This window comes from Pseudomonas sp. FSL W7-0098 (assembly GCF_005930585.1).
GTDB lineage: Bacteria > Pseudomonadota > Gammaproteobacteria > Pseudomonadales > Pseudomonadaceae > Aquipseudomonas > Aquipseudomonas bubulae.
The window spans coordinates 61,215-87,012 of sequence record NZ_RXHW01000012.1; the positions used below are offsets into that span (position 1 = coordinate 61,215).

General features: G+C 56.9%; 19 protein-coding genes. 9 read left to right on the forward strand and 10 right to left on the reverse strand.

All coding sequences use genetic code 11. The features are described 5' to 3' along the window. Positions 1-84: 84 nt before the first annotated feature. The 4 genes from ligA to FHL07_RS20255 form a co-directional block, all read right to left on the reverse strand. Positions 85-2,445 carry an NAD-dependent DNA ligase LigA gene (ligA, locus tag FHL07_RS20240; protein ID WP_095026137.1) on the reverse strand — a complete coding sequence of 787 codons (2,361 nt, stop codon included), beginning with the start codon at positions 2,443-2,445 and terminating at the stop codon, positions 85-87. 95 nt (positions 2,446-2,540) lie between these two features. Continuing rightward, positions 2,541-3,422: a cell division protein ZipA gene (zipA, locus tag FHL07_RS20245; RefSeq protein WP_095002768.1), complete on the reverse strand. Its 882-nt coding sequence runs from the start codon at positions 3,420-3,422 to the stop codon at positions 2,541-2,543. A 258-nt stretch (positions 3,423-3,680) separates the two neighbouring features. Continuing rightward, positions 3,681-7,169: a chromosome segregation protein SMC gene (gene smc / locus FHL07_RS20250; RefSeq protein WP_138738845.1), complete on the reverse strand. Its 3,489-nt coding sequence runs from the start codon at positions 7,167-7,169 to the stop codon at positions 3,681-3,683. Positions 7,170-7,171: 2 nt separating this feature from the next. Continuing rightward, positions 7,172-7,831, reverse strand: a complete 660-nt coding sequence (locus tag FHL07_RS20255; RefSeq protein WP_095002770.1) for a GntR family transcriptional regulator — start codon at positions 7,829-7,831, stop codon at positions 7,172-7,174. A 224-nt stretch (positions 7,832-8,055) separates the two neighbouring features. Between FHL07_RS20255 and xdhA the strand changes: the two genes are divergently transcribed. The 4 genes from xdhA to guaD are packed head-to-tail and all read left to right on the forward strand — an operon-like array spanning position 8,056 to position 14,038. Further along, positions 8,056-9,513: a xanthine dehydrogenase small subunit gene (gene xdhA, locus FHL07_RS20260; RefSeq protein WP_095039339.1), complete on the forward strand. Its 1,458-nt coding sequence runs from the start codon at positions 8,056-8,058 to the stop codon at positions 9,511-9,513. Continuing rightward, positions 9,506-11,881: a xanthine dehydrogenase molybdopterin binding subunit gene (xdhB, locus tag FHL07_RS20265; RefSeq protein ID WP_095002772.1), complete on the forward strand. Its 2,376-nt coding sequence runs from the start codon at positions 9,506-9,508 to the stop codon at positions 11,879-11,881. The genes xdhA and xdhB overlap by 8 nt, the downstream gene beginning before the upstream one ends. Next, positions 11,874-12,731: a xanthine dehydrogenase accessory protein XdhC gene (gene xdhC / locus FHL07_RS20270; RefSeq protein ID WP_138738846.1), complete on the forward strand. Its 858-nt coding sequence runs from the start codon at positions 11,874-11,876 to the stop codon at positions 12,729-12,731. Before xdhB ends, xdhC begins: the two co-directional genes overlap by 8 nt. A gap of 8 nt (positions 12,732-12,739) precedes the next feature. Continuing rightward, a complete protein-coding gene (gene guaD / locus FHL07_RS20275; protein ID WP_165484586.1) occupies positions 12,740-14,038 on the forward strand; it encodes a guanine deaminase in 1,299 nt (432 codons plus the stop codon). A gap of 111 nt (positions 14,039-14,149) precedes the next feature. Here guaD and FHL07_RS20280 read toward each other — a convergent pair whose 3' ends face one another. Continuing rightward, on the reverse strand, positions 14,150-14,917 hold the full coding sequence (locus FHL07_RS20280) for a GntR family transcriptional regulator (RefSeq protein WP_095002775.1): 768 nt from the start codon (positions 14,915-14,917) through the stop codon (positions 14,150-14,152). A gap of 227 nt (positions 14,918-15,144) precedes the next feature. Here FHL07_RS20280 and FHL07_RS20285 point away from each other — a divergent pair, with 227 nt between their 5' ends. Beyond that, on the forward strand, positions 15,145-16,335 hold the full coding sequence (locus FHL07_RS20285) for a benzoate/H(+) symporter BenE family transporter (RefSeq protein ID WP_138738847.1): 1,191 nt from the start codon (positions 15,145-15,147) through the stop codon (positions 16,333-16,335). A gap of 4 nt (positions 16,336-16,339) precedes the next feature. Here the strand turns inward: FHL07_RS20285 and FHL07_RS20290 are convergent, their stop codons facing one another. Further along, entirely contained in the window at positions 16,340-17,101 is a 762-nt protein-coding gene (locus FHL07_RS20290; RefSeq protein WP_138738848.1) for an SDR family oxidoreductase, read from the reverse strand. Positions 17,102-17,297: 196 nt separating this feature from the next. Between FHL07_RS20290 and FHL07_RS20295 the strand changes: the two genes are divergently transcribed. After that, positions 17,298-18,302 carry an NADP-dependent oxidoreductase gene (locus tag FHL07_RS20295; RefSeq protein ID WP_095002778.1) on the forward strand — a complete coding sequence of 335 codons (1,005 nt, stop codon included), beginning with the start codon at positions 17,298-17,300 and terminating at the stop codon, positions 18,300-18,302. Positions 18,303-18,427: 125 nt separating this feature from the next. Here FHL07_RS20295 and pyrF read toward each other — a convergent pair whose 3' ends face one another. Next, positions 18,428-19,126 carry an orotidine-5'-phosphate decarboxylase gene (gene pyrF / locus FHL07_RS20300; protein WP_178084400.1) on the reverse strand — a complete coding sequence of 233 codons (699 nt, stop codon included), beginning with the start codon at positions 19,124-19,126 and terminating at the stop codon, positions 18,428-18,430. 230 nt (positions 19,127-19,356) lie between these two features. Between pyrF and FHL07_RS20305 the strand changes: the two genes are divergently transcribed. Then, entirely contained in the window at positions 19,357-19,524 is a 168-nt protein-coding gene (locus FHL07_RS20305; protein ID WP_095002780.1) for a DUF2897 family protein, read from the forward strand. Between the two features lie 137 nt (positions 19,525-19,661). Next, the gene (locus FHL07_RS20310) at positions 19,662-20,225 is read left to right on the forward strand and encodes a TetR/AcrR family transcriptional regulator (protein ID WP_095002781.1); all 564 of its coding nucleotides are present in this window, start codon (positions 19,662-19,664) and stop codon (positions 20,223-20,225) included. Positions 20,226-20,288: 63 nt separating this feature from the next. Here the strand turns inward: FHL07_RS20310 and FHL07_RS20315 are convergent, their stop codons facing one another. Continuing rightward, positions 20,289-20,618: a ComEA family DNA-binding protein gene (locus tag FHL07_RS20315; protein ID WP_138738850.1), complete on the reverse strand. Its 330-nt coding sequence runs from the start codon at positions 20,616-20,618 to the stop codon at positions 20,289-20,291. 523 nt (positions 20,619-21,141) lie between these two features. On the opposite strand from FHL07_RS20315, the gene FHL07_RS20320 reads away from it, so the two are divergent. Then, on the forward strand, positions 21,142-22,233 hold the full coding sequence (locus tag FHL07_RS20320; protein ID WP_138738851.1) for an acyltransferase family protein: 1,092 nt from the start codon (positions 21,142-21,144) through the stop codon (positions 22,231-22,233). 405 nt (positions 22,234-22,638) lie between these two features. Here FHL07_RS20320 and FHL07_RS20325 read toward each other — a convergent pair whose 3' ends face one another. Together FHL07_RS20325 and FHL07_RS20330 are read right to left on the reverse strand one after the other, a co-directional pair. After that, on the reverse strand, positions 22,639-24,636 hold the full coding sequence (locus FHL07_RS20325) for a polysaccharide biosynthesis protein (RefSeq protein WP_095025924.1): 1,998 nt from the start codon (positions 24,634-24,636) through the stop codon (positions 22,639-22,641). A 113-nt stretch (positions 24,637-24,749) separates the two neighbouring features. Next, positions 24,750-25,769, reverse strand: coding sequence for an MraY family glycosyltransferase (locus FHL07_RS20330; protein ID WP_095025923.1), 1,020 nt, complete (start codon positions 25,767-25,769; stop codon positions 24,750-24,752). Positions 25,770-25,798 lie beyond the last annotated feature (29 nt).

Consider the following 25,798-nt stretch of genomic DNA (forward strand, 5'->3'; position numbering starts at 1 on the left):
GCGGGCTTGCTCGCGATGGCTTCTACGCGGCTCAACTGAGACACCGCGTCGCCTGCATCGCGAGCAAGCCCGCTGCCACAGCCATTACGGAATCGAAATACCCTGTTCGCTCAAAAACGCGACAAAGGCTTCTTCATCCAGCACCTTGAGCCCCAGCTCGTTGGCCTTGGCCAGCTTGGAGCCTGCTCCCGGCCCCGCTACGACGCAATGGGTCTTGCCCGACACCGAGCCCGAAACCTTGGCCCCCAGACTTTCCAGCTTGTCCTTGGCCACATCGCGACTCATTAATTCCAGCGAGCCGGTCAACACCCAGGTCTGGCCTGCCAGCGGCAAACCTTCCACGGCCTTTTTCTCGCTGTGCCAGTGCATGCCGAAATCATGCAGTTGCGCTTCGATTGCCAGCGCCATACGGGCATTTTCAGGGTTATCGAAGAACTCGCGTACCGCCTTGGCCTGTTTTTCCGGCAAGGCCTGGCGCATATCGAGCCAGTCTGCAGTGATCACCCCTTCAAGGGAGCCAAACCTGTCGGCCAGTTTTTGCGCCCCGCCCGGCCCCACCGAAGGAATATGCAACTTGTCGATCAACCCGCCCAAGGTTGTGCTGGCGGCAAACTCGGCACCCAGCTCACCTTGATCCTGCAACTCAAGACCACGCTCCAGCAGTTGATCAATCACCTGCTGGTTGTGTGCGTCACTGAAGAAACTATGAATCTCGTGCGCCACTTCCAGGCCCACGTCCGGCAGGTAGGTAAGCACTTGCGGCAACGCCCGCTGCACACGCTCCAGGGAGGCCAATGAACGCGCCAGCACCTTGGCAGTCTCTTCGCCCACATCAGGAATGCCCAATGCGTAGATAAAACGCGCCAACGTCGGACGCTTGCTGTCGGCGATGGCCTGCAGCAAGTTCTTGCTCGACAGCTCGGCAAAGCCTTCGAGATCGACGATCTGCTCGAACTGCAGGGTATAGAGGTCTGCCGGCGAACTCACCAGGCCCTCATCGACCAACTGCTCGACACTTTTTTCCCCCAGGCCTTCAATGTCCATCGCCCGGCGCGAAACAAAATGAATGATCGCCTGTTTAAGCTGGGCACCACAGGCCAGCCGGCCGACACAGCGGTACACCGCACCTTCGCTGACGGTTTCACGGCCCTTGCTGCGCTTGATCAGCTGCGTGCGCTCAACGTGGGAGCCGCACACCGGACAGCTTTCAGGGATCTGCACCGGCCGGGCATCTTCAGGGCGACGCTCCAGCACCACCTGCACAACCTGCGGGATAACATCACCAGCACGGCGAATAATCACGGTATCGCCAATCATCAGGCCCAGCCGCGCCACTTCATCCATATTGTGCAGGGTGGCATTGGATACGGTCACCCCGGCCACCTTGACCGGTTTGAGACGCGCCACGGGCGTTACTGCACCGGTGCGTCCGACCTGAAACTCAACATCCAGCAACTCGGTCAGTTCCTCCATGGCCGGAAACTTGTGCGCGATGGCCCAGCGCGGTTCACGCGCACGAAAGCCCAGCTCGCGCTGCGACGCCAGGCTGTTGACCTTGAACACCACTCCGTCGATCTCGTAGGGCAAGGAAGCACGACGCTCACCGATATCACGGTAATAGTCCAGGCACTCGGCAATCCCCTTTGCCAGCTTCAGCTCATGACTGATGGGCATGCCCCATTGCTGCAATTGTTTGAGGTTGCCGATATGGGTGTCCGAAAACTCTTCAGAGACCTGCCCCAGACCGTAGCAGCAAAATTCCAGCGGGCGGCTGGCCGTGATCTTCGAATCCAGCTGACGCAAGCTGCCCGCCGCTGCGTTGCGCGGATTGGCAAAGGTCTTGCCGCCAGCAGCCAGCTGAGACTCATTAAGACGCTCAAAGCCGGCCTTGGACATAAACACTTCGCCACGCACTTCCAGCACCGCTGGCCAGCCGCTGCCATGCAGCTTGAGCGGAATATTGCGCACGGTGCGTACGTTGACGCTGATGTCTTCACCGGTAGTGCCATCACCCCGCGTGGCACCACGCACCAGGCTGCCATCCCGGTACAACAAGCTGACTGCCAGCCCGTCCAGCTTGGGCTCACAGCTGTATTCAACTTCAGCGCCGCCACCAAACAGATCGCCCGCAGGCAGATCCAGGCCCTCGCTGACACGGCGATCGAATTCGCGCATATCGGTTTCATCGAATGCGTTACCCAGGCTCAGCATGGGCACTTCGTGACGCACCTGAGTAAAGGCAGACAAGGCTGCGCTGCCAACACGCTGGGTGGGCGAGTCGGCGGTCACCAGCTCAGGATGTTCGGCCTCCAGGGCCTTCAGCTCGCGGAACAGGCGATCGTACTCGGCGTCCGGAATGCTTGGCTCGTCGAGTACATGGTAGCGGTAATTATGCTGATCCAGTTCAGCGCGCAGCTCTAGAATGCGGGTATTGGCGGCGGTCATGGGGTGTTCTCTCACAAAGCAAAAGAGCAGCCGAGGCTGCTCCTTGTGTTATTCATGTTGCATGTGGGTGGAGCAGGCAAGCCGCCCCCACATGTTCAGCGTTTTTGAGTCAGGGCACGGCGCTCGAATTCAACAATGCGCTGGCGGTAATGCTCGATAGTCTGGGCCGTCAACACACTGCGCTGGTCATCTTTAAGCTCACCATTGAGCTCCTGGGACAGCTTGCGTGCAGCGGCAACCATCACATCAAAAGCCTGCTTGGGATGGCGCGGGCCGGGCAAACCAAGGAAAAAGCTGACAGCTGGCGTACTGAACAGGTCAATATCATCCAGGTCGAATACACCCGGTTTCACCGCATTGGCCATGGAGAACAGCACTTCGCCATTACCGGCCATGCTTTCGTGGCGATGGAAAATATCCATCTCGCCAAAACGCAAACCGCTTTCGAGGATGTTCTGCAACAGTGCCGGGCCTTTGAAGCCTGCCGGGTCACGGCTGATCACGCTGATCACCAGCACTTCTTCGGCGGCCTGCTGCGGTGCAGGCTCCTTGACTTCAACGTCCGCTACGCTCGGCTTGGCACGACCACGCGCCGGCTTGACTGGCGCTACATGATCATCATCACGGGCGCTGATGCTCGGGCCTTCATCCAGTTCAAGATCAAGGTTCAGGTCACCCTGGCTCGGCTCACCGCCACGCTTGCCGCGCTTGGCACCTTTGTCCCGTGCAGGCATGCTCACCGATGGCAAGTCGTGCTCATCAAGTTGCGGCTCTTTATGGGTTGGCGTATCCAGCACCCGTGACGGGCCCAACAACTCAGGGCTGTGCTCGTCGTCAGGGGCATTGGAAAAACTGCGATCAAGTCGAAACTTGAGCTTGCCTTTGCCACCACGCATGCGGCGCCAGCCATCAAAAAGAATACCGGCGATTACCACTATGCCGATGACTATCAGCCATTCGCGCAGACCGATTTCCATGTAATCCCTTGCCCCTAAAAAATGATTCTATGAAGAAGAGCCTAAAGCCCTTTAAAACGTGGCGCCAACTCTATGTTCTGAATGGCGTTTTACCCACGTACAAAAAAATTAGACATTAAATTAACACGACCAAAGATAACTTTACACCGTCTGTCGCATTGAGCTAGGCCCATGCTGCCTTCGACCTACACGTCATATCGGTCAAATGCTTGAAATTTTTCTTACAAGAAGAAAAAAATCGTCCTACATGCTTATAGCTCAAGCATCGACCATTGCCATTGCCTCCTCAACATCAACCGCTACAAGACGTGAACAGCCCGGCTCATGCATCGTCACCCCCATCAACTGATCCGCCATCTCCATGGCGATCTTGTTGTGAGTGATATAGATAAATTGCACGGTCTGCGACATCTCCTTTACCAAGCGTGCATAGCGGCCTACGTTAGCGTCATCAAGCGGTGCATCGACTTCGTCGAGCATGCAAAACGGCGCCGGGTTGAGCTTGAAAATGGCAAAAACCAGCGCCAGGGCCGTCAAGGCTTTCTCGCCACCGGACAGCAAATGGATCGTGCTGTTCTTCTTGCCCGGCGGACGCGCCATGATGGTCACCCCTGTATCGAGTAGATCTTCGCCCGTCAGTTCCAAATAAGCGCTGCCGCCACCGAAAACTTTTGGGAAAAGTGCCTGTAATCCACCATTTATCTGATCAAAGGTGTCCTTGAAGCGGCTGCGGGTCTCTTTGTCGATCTTGCGGATGACGTTTTCCAGGGTATCGAGTGCCTCGACCAGATCGGCATCCTGAGCATCCAGATAGCGCTTGCGCTCCGACTGCTGCTGATACTCATCAATGGCTGCAAGGTTGATCGCGCCCAGGCGCTGAATTCGCGCAGCGATACGCTCCAGTTCTTCTTCGGCCTGCTGCTCGTTGACCTCGGCATCGAGGGTGGCCAGCACCCCGTGCAGGTCATAGCCATCGGCCAGCAACTGATCCTGCAACGCAGTACGACGCACGCTCAAGGCCTGCCACTCCATGCGCTGCTGTTCGAGCTGGCCACGAATCAATTGCGATTGTTGCTCAGCCTGATTGCGGCGTTTTTCGGCATCGCGCAATTCGCGATCGGCATCTTCGAGCGCGGTCTGGGCAATCTTGAGTTCTTCATCCACGCTCAGGCGCTTGTCGAGCAACTCTTCAAGCTTGAGGCGCAACTCTTCCAGCGGCGCTTCGCCCTCCTCCAGATTGAGGGTCAGCTGTTCGCGCTTTTCAGCCAGGCGCTCGGCCTGCATTTCCAGGCGCTCAAGAGCCTGGCGGGTGGAATCATGCTGCGCCTTGAGCGACCCCAGGCGGACAGCCAACTGGTGGGCGTGGTCTTTATGTTGTCGAGCATCCTGACGCACCCGATCCAACTGCTCGCGCAGACTGTCGCGACGGGCCAGCAACAGCTCGCGCTGCCCGGTATCGGTGGCCATGGCATCCAGGGCGCCCTGCAACAGCAGGCGCGCCTCCCCTACCTGCTCATGCTCCAGGGCGCGCTGCTCACCCAACTCGGCCAGTTCTTCGTCCAGACGGCGGCGGCGCAAGGTCAATTGCTCGACCTTGGCCTTGCTGGCGGAGAGCTTGGCCTTGATCTCACCCTGGTGGCGAGCTTCATCCTGCAAGCGACGGCGAAGCTGCTCACGAGAGTCTTCCTGCATACGCTGTTGCTCACGCATGCTTTGTAGTTGTTCCTCCAGGGCCGCCAGGGTGGCTTCACGCTCTTCGCACTCAAGCCCCAGGCGCTGGATTTCCTGGCCCCGGGCCAGCACCCCGCTTTCGGCTTCACTGGCGCGGCGCACCCGCAGGAAGTTGCGCCCGACCCAATAGCCATCACGGCTGATCAGGCTCTGGCCCTCGGCCAGTTGAGCACGCAAGGCCAGTGCCTGCTCCAGTGTTTCGACCGGTTTGACCTGGCCCAGCCACGGCGCCAGATCAAAATCGGCCGTGACCTTGTCAAGCAGGCTGCCCGCCAAGCGAGGGGCCTGCCCTGCATCACTGAACAGGCGCAAATCACCCTGGGCAAACCCTGCCAGATCCAGCCGGGCAAAATCCTCGACCAGTACGGCCTGCAAATCAGCCCCCAACACGGTCTCTACCGCCAGCTCCCAGCCAGCCTCTACGCGCAGGCCTTCTGCCAGTCGTGGCTGCTCGGCAAGCTGCTGATCGCGCAACCATTCGCCAGTACCGGTACCCGGATCAAGCGCAGCCTGCTGCAAGGCCTCCAGCGATGCCAGACGACCGTTGAGGCGCTGCAGCTCGCCCTGGGCCTGCTGCTGGTTCTGCGTGGCCTGTTGCAAGTCGTGACGCACTTGCTCGAGCTGCTCGACCAGTTGCTGCTCACTGGCCTGCAGCTCTTCGTGGGCCATTTCGCTGCTGGCCAGTTGCTCACTGAGCTCCAGAATGGCCGCATCTTCAGGGTCTGCGGCAAGCAAGGCACGCTCTTCAGCCAGGCGGCGCTGACGTTCCGCCACGCGCTCCATACTGGTTTCCAGCTGCTGGATACGGGCTTGCAGCACTTCAGACTGGCGCTGCGGCTCGGCCGAGCGAAGGTTGAAAATGTCCCACTGTTCCTGCCAGCCATGCATGGTCTGCTCGGCCACTTCCAGAGTAGCGGCAGCCTCTTCGGCGGCCGCGCTGGTCAGTTCCTGCTCGGGCTCAAGCATGTGCAGCTCTTCAGCCAGAGTCGCCAGCAAGGTGCGGTCATGCCCCAGATGGGATTCGGTTTCCAGGCGCGAGCGCTCGGCTTCGCGCAGGTCATCCTGCAACTGGCGCAAACGTTGCTGGCCATGCTGAATGCTCTGCTCGACCCGGGCAATATCGCCCCCTACCGAATAGAAGCGCCCCTGCACCAGATTGAAGCGCTCTGACAGATCATGGTGCCCGTCACGCAGGCGTTCGATGCTGGCATCGGCATTGCGCTGCTCGGCCACCAGGGCTTCGAAACTGACTTCCTGATTACCGATGACCGCTTCGCGCTGCCCCACCTGCTCATTCAGGGCCTGCCAGCGCAGAGCCGACAGCCGGGCCTTGAGCTGACGCTCTTCGGCCTTGTATTCCTGATATTTCTCGGCGGCCTGGGCCTGGCGGTGCAAACGCTCCAGCTGACGCCCCAGCTCATCGCGCAGGTCAGTCAGACGGGCAAGGTTTTCGTGGGTACGGCGGATACGGTTTTCAGTCTCGCGGCGGCGCTCCTTGTACTTGGAAATGCCCGCCGCCTCTTCGATAAAGTTGCGCAGATCTTCAGGCTTGGACTCGATCAGCTTGGAGATCATGCCCTGCTCGATGATCGAGTAGCTGCGCGGCCCCAGCCCAGTACCGAGGAAGATATCGGTAATGTCACGACGACGGCACTTGGTACCATTGAGGTAATAGGTAGTCTGGCTGTCGCGGGTGACTTTGCGGCGGATCGATATCTCGGCATAGGCCGCATACTCGCCCAGCAGCGTGCCGTCGGAGTTGTCGAAGACCAGTTCGATACTGGCCTGGCTCACCGGCTTGCGCGTGGTGGAGCCGTTGAAGATAACGTCGGTCATCGACTCGCCGCGCAGGTTCTTGGCCGAGCTTTCGCCCATGACCCAGCGCACGGCATCGATGATATTGGACTTGCCACAGCCGTTGGGGCCTACCACCGCCGCCATATTGCTTGGAAAGGTAACGGTTGTCGGGTCAACGAAGGACTTGAAGCCGGCCAGCTTGATACAGGTCAGGCGCACGCTCAGGCAACCGTCAAGGCAGACAGCACCAGGGCACAACTGCGCTGGGCATAGCTGCTCAGCACCACGCGAATCTGCGCCAGGTCACGCGCCAGCACGGCGTCGAGCAACTGCGCAAACAACGCCAGGAACTCGCTCATCTCCGCCTTGCGCTGGTCCAGTGCCAGGTAATAGGCACGGCTCATGGCCGGGTGCAGGTTCTCGACGGTTTCCTGCAAATAGGGGTTGTCGGCGAACGGGTACGCCGCACGCATCACATTGAAGCTGTCTTCAACGAAGGTGCTGATGTCCTGGCGTTCGTAGCTGGCGGCCAGGCGCTGCTGGATCTGCAAGAACGGCCCCAGGTCGGCCGGAACTGCCCAGCGCTGGGCTACGGCATTGCCGAGCAGGATGTACATTTCGCTCATCAGCGTGCACAGGCTCTGCACCTTGTGCGCCGTAAGTTCGGTCACATGGGCGCCACGACGCGGCAGGATGGCGATCAGATGTCGACGCTCAAGGATCAACAATGCTTCGCGCACAGAGCCGCGACTGACATTCAGCGCCAGCGTCACTTTCTGTTCCTGAATGCGTTCCCCAGGCTTTAACTCGCCGCGAATGATGCGTTCGGCGAGGTGGTGAGCGATTTGCTCGGCGAGGCTGTCCGGCGCCTTGAACGTCATGTTTTACCTTCAAAATCTTTGATCAGTGCAGGCGGTGCAGTGTAACGCACTTGATATGCCCTCGCGCAGAGCCTCAGGGGCTGAATATGGCACGAAACCCGCAAATAAATCCCCCGGTTATCAATCACCGGGATTACCGATCGCTATTTCTTGACCCGCAGGTCAACTTTAGCTAAATTCAGTGTATCCCGCGTTACAACAATAATGATTATGCGAGGCCTTCCGTGATCCAGTTCCTACTCAACCAGACGCTGCGCACCGAGCACACGCTGGACCCGAATCTGACCGTGCTCAATTACCTGCGTGAACACCTGCACAAGCCTGGCACCAAAGAAGGTTGCGCCAGCGGAGACTGTGGTGCCTGCACCGTTGTGGTCGGCGAACTTCACACCGACGCTGAAGGCCTTGAACGGCTGCGCTATCGCAGCCTCAATTCGTGCCTGACCTTTGTCTCGGCTTTGCACGGCAAGCAACTGATCAGCATCGAAGACCTCAAGCACCAGGGGCAGTTGCACAGCGTGCAGCGGGCGATGGTCGACTGCCACGGCTCACAGTGCGGGTTCTGCACGCCGGGATTTGTGATGTCACTGTTCGCCCTGCAAAAAAACAGCACGGGCCAGCCTGATGGCCATCAGGCCCATGAAGCCCTGGCGGGCAACCTCTGTCGCTGCACCGGCTACCGCCCTATTCTGGCGGCTGCCGAACAGGCTTGCAGCGGGCAACAACAGGATCAGTTCGATACACACCAGAGCGCGACCATTGCCCTGCTCAAGACCATCACCCCGACCCAAACCGGCGAACTTAACAGCGGCGACAAGCGCTGCCTGCTGCCCATGACCATCAGCGACCTGGCCCAGCTGTACGAATCCCAACCCCAGGCCCGCCTGCTGGCCGGCGGTACCGACCTGGCGCTTGAGGTGACCCAGTTTCATCGCCCGCTGCCGGTCATGATCTACGTCGGCAACGTGGCCGAAATGAAGCACATCGAGCGCTTTGATGACCGTATTGAAATCGGCGCGGCGGTGTCGCTGACAGACGCCTACGGCACGCTCAAGGCCGAGTACCCGGACTTCGGCGAATTGCTGCAACGCTTCGCCTCCCTGCAAATCCGCAATCAGGGCACCCTGGGCGGCAACATCGGCAATGCCTCGCCCATTGGCGACTCGCCACCGCTGCTGATTGCCCTCGGCGCACAACTGGTACTGCGCAAAGGGCAAACCCTGCGCACCCTGGCGATCGAGGATTACTTTATCGACTACCGGGTGACGGCACGCCAGGAAGGCGAATTTATCGAAAAAATCATCATCCCTCGCGCCGACCCCAGCCATGCATTTCGCGCCTATAAAATCTCCAAGCGCCTGGATGACGACATCAGCGCCGTGTGCGCAGCGTTCAACCTGAACATCGACAACGGCGTGGTGACCGGTGCCCGCGTGGCATTCGGCGGCATGGCGGCCATCGCCAAACGCGCCGCCGCCTGCGAAGCCGCACTGCTCGGCGCTGACTGGAACAGCGCCAGCATCGAACGGGCCTGCGCTGCACTGGCAAACGACTTCACCCCGCTCTCGGACTTTCGCGCCAGCAAGGAATACCGTCTGCTGAGTGCACAAAACCTGCTACGCAAATACTTTATCGAACTGCAAACGCCACATCTCGAGACGCGGGTAACAGCTTATGTCTAACCATCACAAGGTTGCCCCAACCCAGGCCGAGCTGGCCGCACTCTTCCAGCAGGACTTGAAAACCGGTGTGGGTCGCAGCGTCAAGCATGACAGTGCCGAAAAACATGTCAGCGGCGAAGCGCAGTACATCGATGACCGCCTGGAATTCCCCAACCAGTTGCACCTTTTCGCACGCCTGTCCGACCGCGCCCACGCCAGAATCCTGCGTGTCGACACCACGCCCTGCTACGCCTTCGCAGGCGTGCGCCTGGTGATCACCCACGAAGATATCCCCGGTCTGAAGGACATTGGCCCGCTACTGCCCGGCGATCCGCTACTGGCCATCGATAAGGTGGAGTTTGTCGGCCAGCCCGTACTGGCAGTGGCCGCTTGCGACCTGGACACCGCGCGCAAGGCGGCAATGGCTGCCATTATCGAATACGAAGACCTGGAGCCGGTGCTGGACGTGGTTCAGGCCCTGCGCCAGAAGCACTTTGTGCTCGATACCCACACCCATCAACGCGGCGACTCTGCCGGCGCACTGGCCGGGGCCGAACATCGCCTGCAGGGCAGCCTGCATATTGGCGGGCAGGAGCACTTTTACCTCGAGACCCAGATCTCATCGGTCATGCCTACCGAAGACGGCGGGATGATCGTTTACTGCTCCACGCAGAACCCTACTGAAGTGCAGAAGCTGGTGGCAGAAGTCCTTGATGTTTCAATGAACAAGATCGTTGTCGATATGCGCCGCATGGGCGGCGGCTTTGGCGGCAAGGAGACCCAGGCCGCCAGCCCCGCCTGCCTGTGCGCAGTGGTGGCTCGCCTCACCGGGCAACCGACCAAGATGCGCCTGCCGCGGGTCGAAGACATGCTGATGACCGGCAAGCGCCACCCGTTTTATATCGAATATGACGTCGGTTTCGACGCCAGCGGCCGCTTGCAGGGCATCCAGCTGGACCTGGCGGGCAACTGTGGCTGTTCGCCGGACTTGTCCAACTCCATTGTCGACCGCGCCATGTTCCACGCCGACAACGCCTATTATCTGGGCGACGCGACGATCAATGGTTATCGCTGTAAAACCAACACGGCTTCCAACACGGCCTATCGCGGCTTTGGCGGCCCGCAAGGCATGGTCGCCATCGAAGAGGTCATGGACCGTATCGCCCGCCATCTGGGCCTCGACCCGCTGGCCGTACGCAAGGCCAATTACTACGGCAAAACCGAACGCAACGTGACCCACTACTACCAGACCGTGGAACACAACCTGCTGCAAGAAATGACCGCCGACCTTGAGGCCAGCAGCCAGTACACCGAGCGCCGGGAAGCGATCAAGGCGTTCAACGCCAGCAGTCCGATCCTGAAAAAAGGCCTGGCGCTGACCCCGGTCAAATTCGGCATCTCCTTTACCGCCAGCTTCCTCAACCAGGCCGGCGCCCTGATCCATATTTATACCGATGGCAGCATCCACCTCAACCACGGCGGCACCGAGATGGGCCAGGGCCTGAATATCAAGGTCGCGCAGGTGGTCGCCGAAGTGTTCCAGGTGGATATCAGCCGCATCCAGATCACCGCAACCAACACTGACAAAGTGCCAAACACCTCGCCTACTGCAGCGTCCAGCGGTGCCGACCTCAATGGCAAGGCCGCGCAAAACGCAGCCGAAACCATCAAGCAGCGACTTGTTGAATTTGCTGCCGACAAATATCAGGTCGAGCAACGGGCGGTGATCTTCCATAACGGCCAGGTGCAGGCTGGCGAGCAGATCATCAGTTTTGAAAGCCTGATCCAGCAGGCCTATTTCGGCCAGGTGTCGTTATCGAGCACCGGGTACTACAAAACCCCGAAGATTTTTTATGACCGCACTCAGGCACGTGGTCGGCCGTTTTATTACTTTGCCTTTGGCGCCGCCTGCGCCGAGGTGATCGTCGACACCCTGACCGGCGAATACAAAATGTTGCGTACCGATATCCTCCATGATGTCGGTGCCTCGCTGAACCCGGCCATCGACATCGGCCAGGTCGAAGGCGGGTATATACAGGGGGCGGGCTGGCTGACCATGGAAGAACTGGTGTGGAACGCCAAGGGCAAGCTGATGACCAACGGCCCGGCCAGCTACAAGATCCCCGCGGTGGCAGACATGCCGCTGGACCTGCGCGTAACCCTGGTGGAAAACCGCAAGAACCCCGAAGACACCGTGTTCCACTCCAAGGCCGTGGGCGAACCGCCATTTATGCTCGGCATCGCCGCATGGTGTGCACTCAAGGACGCCGTTGCGAGCCTGGCTGACTACCGCGTGCAACCTGCGATTGACGCCCCGGCCACCCCGGAGCGGGTGCTGTGGGGTTGTGAGCAAATGCGCAAAAGCCTGTCGGGAGATCAGCATGAATAACTGGATCAGTGCCCTGGCCGAGTTGCAGCAGCAAGGCGAACCCTGCGTGCTGGTGACCATCATCGAAGAGCAAGGCTCTACCCCGCGCAATACCGGTTCGAAGATGGTCATTTGTGCAGATAAAATCTTCGACACCATTGGTGGCGGTCATCTGGAGTACAAGGCAATGGAAATTGCCCGTCAGATGCTCAGCAGCGGCAAGCACGATACCCTTCTACAGCGCTTCAGCCTCGGCGCCAGCCTGGGCCAGTGTTGCGGCGGGGTGGCCGTGCTGCTGTTCGAACCGATGGGCAAGGTGCAGGCTCAGATTGCGGTGTTTGGCGCAGGGCACGTGGCCCGAGCCCTGGTACCCCTGCTCGCCAGCCTGCCGTGCCGGGTGCGCTGGATCGACTCGCGGGAGCAGGAATTCCCGACACTTATCCCTCAAGGCGTGGAAAAAATCGTTACCGACGAACCGGTAGATGTAGTCGATGCCCTGCCTGCGGGTTGCTACTGCATCGTCATGACGCATAATCACGCCCTGGACCTGGAGCTCAGCGCCGCCCTGCTTAAACGCAACGACTTTACTTACTTCGGCTTGATTGGTTCGAAAACCAAACGCGTGAAGTTCGAACATCGCCTGCGTGAGCGCGGTATCGACGCCTCACCTTTGCAGCGCATGCGTTGCCCGATGGGTTTGAGCGAAGTCAAAGGCAAATTGCCTGTTGAAATCGCGATCTCCATCGCCGGCGAAATCATCGCCACCTACAACACTCATTTCGGCCAGCACACTGCGAGCGCCGACAGCGCGTCATCTGAATCCATTAAACAATTGTTGCCGTCTTCACGACGCAGCCATGCCACACACTGAGAATTGCCATGACTTGTAAAGCCTATCGCGCCGCCATTTTGCACAGCATCGCCGACCCCGCCGAAGTCGGGATCGAGGCCTCCTATGAATATTTTGCAGACGGCTTGCTGGTGGTCGACAACGGCCAGATCAAGGCTGTTGGCCCGGCCAGCGAACTGCTTGGCACACTGGCCGCCGACGTTGCTGTGACCGAGTACAAAGACGCACTGATCACCCCCGGCTTTATCGATACCCATATCCATTTCCCGCAAACCGGGATGATTGGCGCTTACGGAGAGCAACTGCTCGACTGGCTCAACACCTACACCTTCCCGTGCGAAAACCAGTTCGCCGATAAGGCCCATGCTGACGAAGTTGCTGACGTATTCCTGAAGGAACTGCTACGCAACGGCACTACCACCGCCCTGGTCTTCGGCAGCGTACACCCGCAATCGGTGGATGCCCTGTTTGAGGCCGCACAGCACCTGGACCTGCGTCTGATAGCCGGCAAGGTGATGATGGACCGCAACGCCCCAGACTATCTGACCGATACCGCCGAAACCGGCTACAGCGAAAGCAAGGCACTGATCGAGCGCTGGCACGGTAAGGGCCGCCTGCATTACGCCGTCACCCCGCGCTTCGCGCCGACCAGCACCCCGGAGCAATTGACCCTGGCCGGCAAGCTGCTGGGCGAATACCCGGATGTGTATCTACACACCCATATCAGCGAGAACCTTCAGGAAATCGAGTGGGTCAAGTCGCTGTTCCCTGAGCGCAAAGGCTATCTGGATGTGTACGACCACTACCAGTTGCTGGGCGAACGCTCGGTGTTTGCCCACGGTGTACATCTGTGTGACGAGGAATGTGCGCGACTCGCCGAGACGGGTTCGGCAGTGGCGTTCTGCCCGACTTCCAACCTGTTTTTGGGCAGCGGCCTGTTCAACCTGCCGATGGCCGAAAAGCACAAGCTCAATGTGGGGCTGGGCACAGACGTGGGTGCAGGTACCAGCTTCTCGCTGCTCAACACCCTGAACGAAGCCTACAAGGTCATGCAACTGCAGGGTGCACGCCTCGATCCGTTCAAGTCGTTGTACCTGGCTACGTTGGGCGGGGCGCGAGCACTGCGCCTGGAAGACAAGATCGGCAATCTGCAACCGGGCAGCGACGCTGACTTCCTGGTACTGGACTACAACGCTACGCCACTGATGAGCTATCGCCTCAAGCAGTCAAAAAACATCGCCGAGACGCTGTTTGTATTGATGACCCTTGGGGATGACCGTACGGTGCAGCAAACCTATGCGGCAGGCAATCTGGTGCATCAGCGCTGATAATTTCCCTTGTGGGAGCGGGCTTGCTCGCGAGGTTATCGATGCGGTTCTACTGAAGCACCGCGTCGCCTGCATCGCGGGCAAGCCCGCTCCCACAAGAGCAGCCGAGGCTTAAAGCTTGGCAGCAGGCCGAGGGCTTTTGCCCTTGGTTTGCAGCAAGTGCGAAAACACCGCGTGCAAGTCGTCAGAGGCGCTTTCTTCGTCAAGGTTGAGCTTGCTGTCGATGTGATCCATGTGATGCATCATCAGGTGCACGGCCTGGCCGGCATCCCGGGCTTCGATGGCATCGATCAATTGCATGTGCTCGTCATAAGAGCAGTGCGAACGGTTGCCGCTCTCGTACTGGGCAATAATCAACGACGTTTGCGACACCAGACTGCGCTGAAAGCTGATCAGCGGCGCATTCTTCGCCGCTTCGGCCAACTTCAGGTGGAACTCGCCCGACAGGCGAATACCCGCACCCCGATCGCCCCGCGAAAAACTGTCGCGCTCGTCCTGGACCATCTTGCGCAGTTGCGCCAGATCATCAGCCGTAGCATGCACCACCGCCAGCTCGGTAATGGCCTTTTCAACCAGTCGCCGGGCCAGAAACACCTGGCGCGCTTCTTCTACGCTAGGGCTCGCCACCACTGCACCACGATTAGGGCGCAGCAGCACAACCCCTTCATGGGCCAGACGCGACAGGGCGCGACGAATAATGGTGCGGCTCACGCCAAAGATTTCGCCCAGAGCCTCTTCACTCAACTTGGTGCCAGGCGCCAGACGCTGTTCAAGGATCGCCTCGAAAATATGCGCATAGACAATATCGTCCTGGGTTCCACTGCGGCCGGCCTTGCCAGCGCGGGGTTGTTTCTTGAGAGGCTGCAACTGTTCGTTCATGGGCACTCGTGTGGGAAGCGGCGGCGAATAAGGGATTACGCTAGTACGTAAACGGGTGTCACCGACCAGAAATTAATGCAAAAAACAGGGCGCATTGTACACAAAGCAGAGTGCCAGTACGACTGTACGGTCGTTTACGAACCCTGCTGTATCGCAACTAGATGCAACCTTTACGTTTAGGCTTGTCGCCTGCCCGAACTCCTATAGCACACAAGGAAGACCGTTCCATGACCGACACCCCGCAGCCGCGCTTGCATCCACTGGCAGACACCTCGCCCTCGGCGGTGGTCGCAGGCTTTATCGCCATGATGACCGGCTACACCAGCTCCCTGGTCCTGATGTTCCAGGCGGGTCAGGCAGCGGGACTTACCAGCGGGCAGATTTCATCATGGATCTGGGCACTGTCGATCGGCATGGCTGTTTGCAGCATAAGCTTGTCTTTGCGTTATCGCACACCGATCACCATCGCCTGGTCCACACCGGGGGCGGCACTGCTGATCACCAGCCTTGGCGGCGTCAGTTACGGCGAGGCCATCGGCGCCTATATCACCTGCGCGGTACTGGTGATCATCTGTGGCATCACCGGCAGTTTTGAGCGCCTGGTCAAGCGCATCCCCTCATCCCTGGCCGCCGCGTTGCTGGCGGGCATCCTGTTTAAAATCGGCAGCGAAATCTTCGTCGCGGCGCAACATCGCACCGGCCTGGTGATCGGCATGTTTTTCACCTACCTGATCGTCAAGCGCCTGTCACCCCGCTACGCCGTACTGGCGGCGCTGCTGATCGGCACCCTGCTGTCGGGCATGCTCGGGCTGCTGGACTTCAGCGGTTTTTCCCTTGAAGTGGCCGTGCCGGTGTGGACCACGCCGTCCTTTTCGCTGGCGGCAACCATCAGCATCGGCATCCCGCTGTTTGTGGTGGCCATGACCTCGCAAAACATGCCGGGCATCGCCGTACTGCGGGCCGATGGCTATGACGTGCCCGCCTCGCCGCTGATCACCACCACCGGGGTAGCCTCCTTGCTGCTCGCCCCCTTCGGCTCCCACGGCATCAACCTGGCAGCCATCAGTGCCGCCATCTGCACCGGCCCCCATGCCCACGAAGACCCGAAAAAACGCTACACCGCAGCCGTGTGGTGCGGAATTTTCTATGGCATCGCCGGCATATTCGGCGCCACCCTGGCCGCCCTGTTCGCCTCATTGCCCAAGGAACTGGTGCTGTCGATTGCCGCACTGGCACTGTTCGGCTCGATCATGAACGGGCTGAGTATTGCCATGGGCGAAGCCAGGGAGCGTGAAGCTGCCCTGGTGACCTTTATGGTCGCCGCATCGGGCATGACCCTGTTTTCAATTGGCTCGGCTTTCTGGGGCATTGTCGCGGGCGTGCTGACCCTGATGATCCTGAACGTCAAATCACGCTGAGCTATCAGATCGCCAGTGCCCCGCCATCGACCGCCAGCGCATGGCCTGTGGTAAATGCTGCGCCATCCGAGCACAGGTACAGCACGGCGCTGGCAACTTCTTCGACCGTGCCGATACGCCCCACCGGGTGCATCGCGGCGGCAAATTCAGCCTTGCGCGGGTCGACCTCATAAGCGCGGCGGAACATATCGGTATCGATGACCGCCGGGCACACCGCGTTCACCCGAATATGCTTTTTCGCATACTCAATGGCTGCCGATTTGGTCAGCCCGATCACCGCATGTTTGGACGCCGAGTAAATGCTCATCTTTGGCGCGGCGCCCAGTCCGGCCACCGAGGCGGTATTGACGATCGCCCCGCCGCCCTGGGCCAGCATCAATGGCAGCTGATATTTCATGCACAGCCAAACGCCCTTGACGTTTACCCCCATGATCGCATCGAACTCATCCAGGGTACCGTCGGCCAGGCGACCATGCTCGATCTCGATCCCGGCATTGTTGAAGGCATAGTCCAGACGCCCGTAGGTGCTGATTGTCTGCTCCATCAGTTGCCTGACCTGCGCCTCTACAGTGACATCGCAGCCTGCGAAAACAGCACTGCCGCCCGCAGTCCTTATCTGCTCGACAGTGTCTTCACCCGCTGCCACATCCCGATCAGCCACCACCACCTTCAAACCCTCGCCGGCAAATGCCAGCGCCGCGGCCCTCCCGATACCGGCCCCGCCCCCTGTCACTACAGCCACTTGCCCCGTAAACGTCATGCCCATCGTCTTAACCCTCAGCAGAGTGCATCTGTACCCCCGAAACGTTCGGGCACGGCCATCCGCCTATTTATCCGAGTGATAAAAGACTGCCTACAACCATCACCATCACTGATAAAAACCTATTCGTAAGCGCGTATTCACTTGCCCTGTAGCGTGAGAAGGTCTATCAACAGCCATCAATCTCTAAAGAGTTATAGCAATGACTGACCAGACAAACCGCCAATTCCTGCTCGCCAAACGTCCAGTCGGTGCAGCAACCCGCGATACCTTCACCTTCCAGCAAGTGCCCGTAGTACAGCCCAAGGACGGCCAGATCCTGGTCAAAAATGAATACTTGTCCCTCGACCCGGCCATGCGTGGCTGGATGAACGAAGGCAAGTCCTATATTCCGCCGGTAGCGCTGGGTGATGTGATGCGCGCCCTGGGAGTGGGCAAGGTGATTGCCAGCGCCCACCCGGGCTTTGCTGTGGGGGATTACGTCAACGGTGCCCTGGGAATGCAGGATTACTTCACCGGTGAGCCACGGGGTTTCTACAAGGTCGACCCGAAACTGGTACCGCTGCCCGTGTATCTGTCCGCACTGGGCATGACGGGCATGACGGCCTACTTCGCCCTGCTGGACGTCGGCGCACCGAAAACAGGAGACACCGTGGTGATTTCCGGCGCAGCGGGTGCTGTTGGCAGCATTGCCGGGCAAATCGCCAAGTTGAAGGGCTGCCGCGTGGTAGGCATTGCCGGCGGCCAAGAGAAATGTAAGCGGCTGGTCGAGGAGTTCGGCTTTGACGGTGTAATCGACTACAAGAACGAAGATATGCTCGCAGGCCTCAAACGCGAATGCCCCAAGGGTGTAGATGTGTTTTTCGACAACGTGGGCGGCGATATTCTCGACGCCGTATTGAGCCGTTTGAATTTCAAGGCGCGGGTCATCATCTGCGGAGCCATCAGCCAGTACAACAACAAGGAAGCCGTTAAAGGTCCGGCCAACTACTTGTCACTGCTGGTCAATCGCGCCCGCATGGAAGGCTTTGTGGTAATGGACTATGCCGATCGCTATGCAGCAGCCGGACAAGAGATGGCGGGCTGGCTGCTCAAGGGCCAGTTGAAAAGCAAAGAGCATATTGTTGAAGGCCTGGAAAGCTTCCCGGAAAGCCTGGCGAAGCTGTTCAGCGGGGAAAATCACGGCAAGCTGGTGTTGAAGGTCTGACACACCACATACAGGTGGCAGCGGACTTGCTCGCAATACAGGCACCGCGGCCTGTCAAGGCAGACCGCGGCGCGGCAATCGCGGGCTTGCCCGCGATTGCCGAATCAAAACGGTGGCAAACAGCCTTAAGCCAGCTCAGCTACCACGGCAGCGAGTGCCTTGGTCGGATCCACTGCCTGGCTGATCGGGCGCCCGATTACCAGATAATCAGAACCTGCATCCAGTGCCTGGCGAGGCGTCAGGATACGACGCTGATCGTCCTGCGCACTGCCCGCAGGACGAATCCCCGGGGTTACCAGTTGCAGACCCGGGTGCGCGGCCTTCAGCGCTTGCGCCTCCAGGGCCGAACACACCAGGCCATCCATACCGGCCTTGTCGGCCAGGGCTGCAAGGCGTAACACTTGCTCCTGAGGCTCAATATCCAGGCCAATACCGGCCAGGTCTTCACGCTCCATGCTGGTCAACACGGTCACGCCAATCAGCAACGGCTGCGGGCCGGTGCGCTTGTCGAGTACTTCGCGGCAAGCGGCCATCATGCGCAAGCCGCCCGAACAGTGAACGTTAACCATCCATACGCCCATTTCAGCTGCGGCCTTGACCGCCATTGCCGTGGTATTGGGGATATCGTGGAACTTCAGGTCCAGAAATACTTCAAAACCCTTGTCGCGCAAAGTACCGACGATTTCCGAAGCGCAACTGGTGAACAGCTCTTTGCCCACCTTGACACGGCACTGCTTGGGGTCCAACTGATCAGCCAGTTTCAATGCGGCGTCACGGGTCGGGAAATCCAGGGCGACGATAATAGGAGTCTGGCAGTCGGACATTAGCGGGTTCTCAGGCTGGTCGAAATCGGCGCGCATTGTAGCGGAACCAGCCGCTTACCGGCACCCGATGATCGCAAATACACGATTTTAGTCTTTACCAAGCTTATACCGCACATGACTGAATAACCGGCCTACACTGAAAGCAATCAACACTTACTCACTTAACAGGATAAACAGCAGCACACAGCGCAACCCCTGCCCTGTGCTGCACTCAACACGGAGAACACTCTATGCCTTGGTATGCCTGGTTAATTCTCGTCGTCGCTATCGGTGTCATTGTAGGCGCCCTGATGACACTACGTGACACAGCCAATAAAGTTGAACTGACCGATGAGCAACGCAAACGTGTTGCCGAACGCAATGCCGAAATGGACGCCAAGGAATCAAAAGACAGGTAGTCAGACAAGCGCTCAGGGCCTGCATGCCAAGGAATGAGCATCGGTGAGGAAAAACCTACAAACAGTTGCATGATTAACCACTGCATCTGTTTGAAGGTCGACGCTATGATGGTCCATTGCATAAAGAGACACCTGTCATGCGCTATTCACAAGATCATAAAGCCCAAACCCATCAGCGCATCGTTAAAGAAGCATCCGGGCTCTTTCGACGACACGGTATTGGCGCCACAGGCCTGCAACCCCTGATGAAATCACTGGGCCTTACTCACGGTGGTTTCTATGCTCATTTTTCATCCAAAAACGACCTGGTAGAAAAAGCCTTGCAGCACGCAGCCAACCAGGTTGACGGTATCTGCGCCGAACTGTTCAGCCAGCCCCACCCCCTGCACGCATTTATCGATGCTTACTTGTCTGAGTGGCATCTGACCTCCCCCCATGAGGGTTGCCCGTTGCCGACCATGTCCGCTGAAATGGCCCAACAGGGCCAGGCAAGTGTCACCACCGACCATGTCATCGATGCCAGGCTCAAACAGATCCAGGCGACCCTGCAAGGGTCAGACACTGAAGACAAAAGCATCGTGATTTTCGCTACCCTGGTAGGCGCACTGGTTCTGGCTCGCGGCGCAGAGAGTGATGCACTGAAACAGAAGATTTTCGAAGTCACGCGCAGTACATTGAAGTCGTCAGCGCCTTATGCCTGAACGCTTGCTGACAGCCACAAAAAAGCCAGTCTATGACTGGCTTTTTTCGTTCTGTTACCTGGCTTAGCTGATTACGATCTTGTCGCGGTTTCTCTCCAGAATAACCTTGCCTATGCCTTTGACCTCAAGCAACTCATCGACTGAAGTAAAATCACCATTGGCCTCGCGATAAGCCACGATCGCCTTGGCTTTAACAGCCCCTACACCCGAAAGTTCACGCTGCAGGGTAGCCTCATCTGCGGTATTGATATTAATCGTCACCACTTTGGCATCCAGCACTACTGGCGCAGCAACCACCGGTTCAACTGCTCCGGCCGCAGGTGCGGCATGGGCCACACTGGAAACACCTACCATCAAGGCAAAGAAAATCGAAGAGAGAAAAGCAGCACGCATAATTGACACTCCATAACATCGTTAATTTAAAAACAGCTTTCCTGAGCTGTATTTCAAACTTAGGCGATGGCTGGAAAATGTCAAAAACGGGTGCATTGCAGAGTGTGTATGCTTTTAGAAGTAGGGAATTCAGACACTTACACATAAACCGGACTACTAGCCAGTGCTAAAAAAACCACTTCCAAGGCCAAGGATAATTAGGCTCAAATCATTTAACAACTGGCGTGCGTGGCCATTTCATACTGTTGAACACTGACACAGGCCTAGCGGATTTTTCCTAAGCCTCCCTAGCAGTATTCGGCTTGGAGCGATATGATTCGATCCAATGTCCGGACGTTGACCACCTTGGACACCCTCAACCTTGAAGACAAACACAATCAGTCACAATGCGATTTACGCTGAACAACAATGTGGCATTTAAAAAACACTTGGATTCCAACGATAAAAATGAATACTGAATTCACCCTGGAAACACTCGCAATAACCTTATCAATCATCTTGTTATTTTTACTTTTTTTCAACTTTGCTCAAAAGCAAAATAGAGCTAAATGAAGTCAAGCATGACTATAAGTTCATCAACGGATTGAGAGGTCTCGCGGCCGTATTTGTTGTTATCAATCATGCTCCCTTCATGCTGGCCAACATGGGAATGAAAAACGATAATTTTTCTTCATGGGGTTGGATATATGTAAACCTGGGCTCCTTTGGCGTGCAAATATTTTTCTGCATTACAGGTTTTTTATTTTTCGATAAAATAATGAAAAGTCCGGCCATCCAGTGGGAAAAATTCTTTGAAGGTCGCGTCAGGCGCGTAGCCCCCTTATACTATTTCTCTTCACTGATAGTCTTTGTCATTGCCGCCCTGTATTCCGGTTTCGACATCTTCAACAAAGAAACACTTCTGACTGTCGCCAACATGTTGACCTTCAACTTCCTTGACGGTCCATCCAAAATCGGCGGCATCGTACTGACCCCGCTCAATTCAGTCACTTGGACACTGGTCCATGAGTGGCGATTCTATGCAGTCCTACCCCTTATTGCACTGACTTACAAGTCCAGATATAACAAATGGGTACTGGCCATTGCATTATTACTCGCTGCCATCGACTTGAGCATGAGCACCATTGTTTGCTGGGCATACTTTTTGAGCGGTATTATTGCCGCAGCCCTTCACAACAAACTCCGCCATACCATGCCGGCGACCTGGCCTCTCTCAATCATTGCGCTCGGCATATTTATATACACTTGCGGAACCAAAAATCCACAAGGATACGACGCGCTTCGGTTCGCGCTCACATCCTGTTTCTTTTTGTGCATTACGCTTGCAAATCCCAGGATCTTACATGCGCAGTGTCTTAACCGATTGAGTGATATCAGCTACAGCATTTATCTGATGCATTTGCCCATCCTCTATTTGACATTCAAAATTGCTTCACACTTCGTAGACATGTCAACAATATCCAAAACAACATTTTGGTCAATCAACTTGATTGCGATACCGTTGATAACCTGGGTATCGACACTGACCTATATCCATATTGAAAAAAGGTTCATGAGCAAAAAGGTTAATTCTGCAACTATCCCTACCACTCCTGCCAGTGCGCCCATTATCTAAATTCCCGCAAGTCGCGCTCAGAAAGCTTGAAGCATCAGCTCACACTGATGCTTCAAGCAGGGGATTTAAGCAAGTCGCATACATGGCAAAACGAATGGTTATCCTCAGGCGTTTTTGCCTTGCTAAATCGCGGTTTATCCAAACAACGCCGTGCAAGAAGAGGTGATTAACGAACACCGTCACTCAGACACCAGGATTGGTATCGAAACGCAGGTTTTATCAGGAGCGTAAAAGCTTCGGATCAAGCACGCAGGGAGATGCTTTCTTTTACACGCCTGCTAGGTTTGCGGGCTGGTTTAGAAAAACTGCAGCGTACAGTTGCAGGTCAATGACAAATTCACAGGGTATAAATTCATTAAGTGCAAAGGGTAGCCCCCCTCTAAGGCAAGGGGCAGGGTAGCCATTTCAAGACGGTTCTACACGACTTTGCTGGTAGATCCAATCCACAATATCCCCTTCGGGCGAATAGCCACTTACCGTCTCACGCAACAGTTGGCGAACCCGGGCATAGTCATCCTGATCAACCGCGTCGAGTAATAGCCCTAACCGCCCCTTAAGCTCATCCCAGGACAACATGTCTTCGTTGGCACTCATGATCATCGGGTGCTGGGTTGCTACGACGTTATCCCCGATCAGTAGCTCTTCGTAAAGTTTTTCACCGGGACGCAAGCCGGTGAACTCGATTTCGATATCGCCATGAAGATTTTTTTCGGAACGGACACTCAAGCCCGACAGGTGGATCATCTTCTCTGCCAGCTCGACGATTTTTACCGGCTCGCCCATATCGAGGACGAACACATCCCCGCCCTGCCCCATTGAACCCGCCTGAATCACCAGTTGGGCAGCCTCCGGGATAGTCATGAAGTAACGAGTGATCTTGGGGTGAGTAACGGTCAAGGGACCGCCAGCCTTGATCTGTTTGTGGAACAACGGAATCACCGACCCTGATGAACCCAAAACATTGCCAAAACGAACCATGGTGAAGCGAGTCTTGTTGACCCGAGAGACATTTGACTTGTCATCAAACAGTACCGGAGCCACTTCACGACTGAGAGCCTGAAGTGTCATCTCCGCCAGACGCTTGGTGCTGCCCATCACATTGGTCGGCCTTACAGCCTTGTCGGTGGAGATCAGCACAAAGTTCGCCACACCGGACTGCAAGGCAGCCTGGGCGGTATTGAGCGTGCCTATAACATTGTTCAACACGCCTTCGGCAATATTGTGCTCGACCATAGGCACATGCTTGTAGGCAGCAGCGTGATAGACCGTATCGACCTGCCAGGTCTTCATCATGTCCAGCAACTTCTGCGGATTACGCACCGACCCCAGAATCGGCAAAACCTTGACCGACAGCGACCCACGACTGACCCGCTGTTCCAGCTCACTGAGAATACTGTAAAGATTGAACTCGCTGTGCTCAAACAACAGCAGCGTCGTCGGCCTCAGCGCAAGAATCTGCCGGCACAGCTCCGAGCCAATGGAGCCACCCGCACCGGTGACCAACACGCACTGCCCCTTGATGCAGTGCTCTAACAGTTCACCTTGAGCAGGGACTGCATCACGACCCAGCAAATCGGCGATATCCACTTCCTGGATATCATCGACCTTGACCCGGCCACTGGCCAAATCCATAAAACCGGGAACACTGCGGACGTGGAGCGGGAAACCTTCAAGCAAACCTAAGATTTCCCGACGGCGCCCCCGGGAAGAGGACGGAATCGCCAGAAGCAATTCCTGCGCACCTGTACGATCGATCATCTGTTGAATATTTGCAGGCGTATACACCTGCAAGCCGGAGATGATGCGATCAGCAATGCTGCCGTCATCGTCAATAAAAGCGACCGGGCGCATCATCCGGCCCATGCGCAAGGCGGCAACCAATTGATTGCCAGCTGCGCCGGCTCCATAAATGGCTACTCTGGGCAAGCCATCGTCACGATTGGTAAACGGCACATGTTGGGCGGCAGCGAACCAGTCACCCAGGAAGTACTGGCGCATCGCAAGGCGCAGGCCACCGAGCATGATCAGGCTAAGCCACCAATAGTTGAAAATGATCGAGCGAGGCACGACATTTTCATGGTTGCTATACCAGTACACCACCACAGCCAGAATCAGCGAGGAGAGGCTGACAGCCTTGATAATGGCGATCAGGGCATCGTTGCCGAAATAGCGCATTACGGCGCGGTACATACCGAAACGGACAAACAGCGGGATGGCAATCAAGGGGGCGCCGATAAACAGCCACATATGCAGCTTGACCGGGTTGATCATATCGTCAATCCCGAGGCGCACGACAAATGCAAGCCATAGGGCCAGCCAGACTACAATAATATCTGTCGCAACTTGAATAAATCGCTTTTGCTTACGCGATAAGTTCAATAAATATGCCCTAATACCATCCATGAAAATATTGCCCCCTAAAACAACCAAAAAACATAATGACTGCAAACCCGCACACGGCCAGAGCATGCATCATCAAAAAAATCAATGCGCTATCCTTGACTAAACATCCAGCCTCAAGAATTTTCCTTTGTCCCGGCTTGAAACTTGAAGGCCAGTACCGTGAGGGGGACATACGCGACAACCAGTCCCACTGCACCATTGAGCCCCAGCAAGGCAACACATAGCGCTATGGGCAGCAGCCACAAACAGTTTATCGCCAAAACAGCCATTGTCACTGGCAAATGGCCCCCAAAGGAGCGGGATGCAAATTGATAGGCATGGCTACGGTGAGCCTCGTACACCTTGCATCCATTCAGCAAGCGACGAATAAGAGTGACAGTCGCATCGACGATAAAAACCCCAAGGAGTATCAACCAGACCCATAACAAGGTTTGATCATGCCATGCAGCATGCAATGAAATCACACCCAAGGTGATGCCTAAAAAACCACTGCCCGCATCACCCATGAATATTTTAGCGGGAGGAAAGTTCCAGCACAGGAAACCAGCAACGGCTGCGCTCAGGAGCAATGGAAGGACAACCAGCTCTCTGGCCCCGATCAACCAGTAGATCAAACAGCTCCCCAGGCACACGCACAGCGCTTCTATACTGGCAAGGCCATCGATACCATCCATGAAATTGTAAAGATTGAGCAACCAGACAAGATATAGAGCAATGAAAATGTAGCCCAGCCAACCCATATCGACGTCGAGTCCAAAAATACTTAACGCGGGCAGCCCTCCCAACCAATAAATAGCCCATCCCGCGGCACTAAAATGCCCAAGCAATCGCCAGCGCGCTGCAATATGGCCATGGTCATCGAGAAATCCAAGCAATGCTATGGCAGCACCCGCACCTGTTAGTGCAAAAAAAACAGGGTTGTCAATTGCGTTTTCAAGCCAAACAAAAGGAAGCGCAATAAGAAAACTGATAACGATAGCCACACCCCCACCTCTGGGTGTAGGCACTGAGTGAGAACTGCGCGCATTGGGTATATCGATCAGGCTGCGCGCCAGTGCGTACCGTCGTAACAACCACGTTAATAGAAGCGCCAGTATCGCAACAGCAGGGACCAGCCACAGCAAATAATTCATTGACAACTCCGCATCATTACAAACATAGG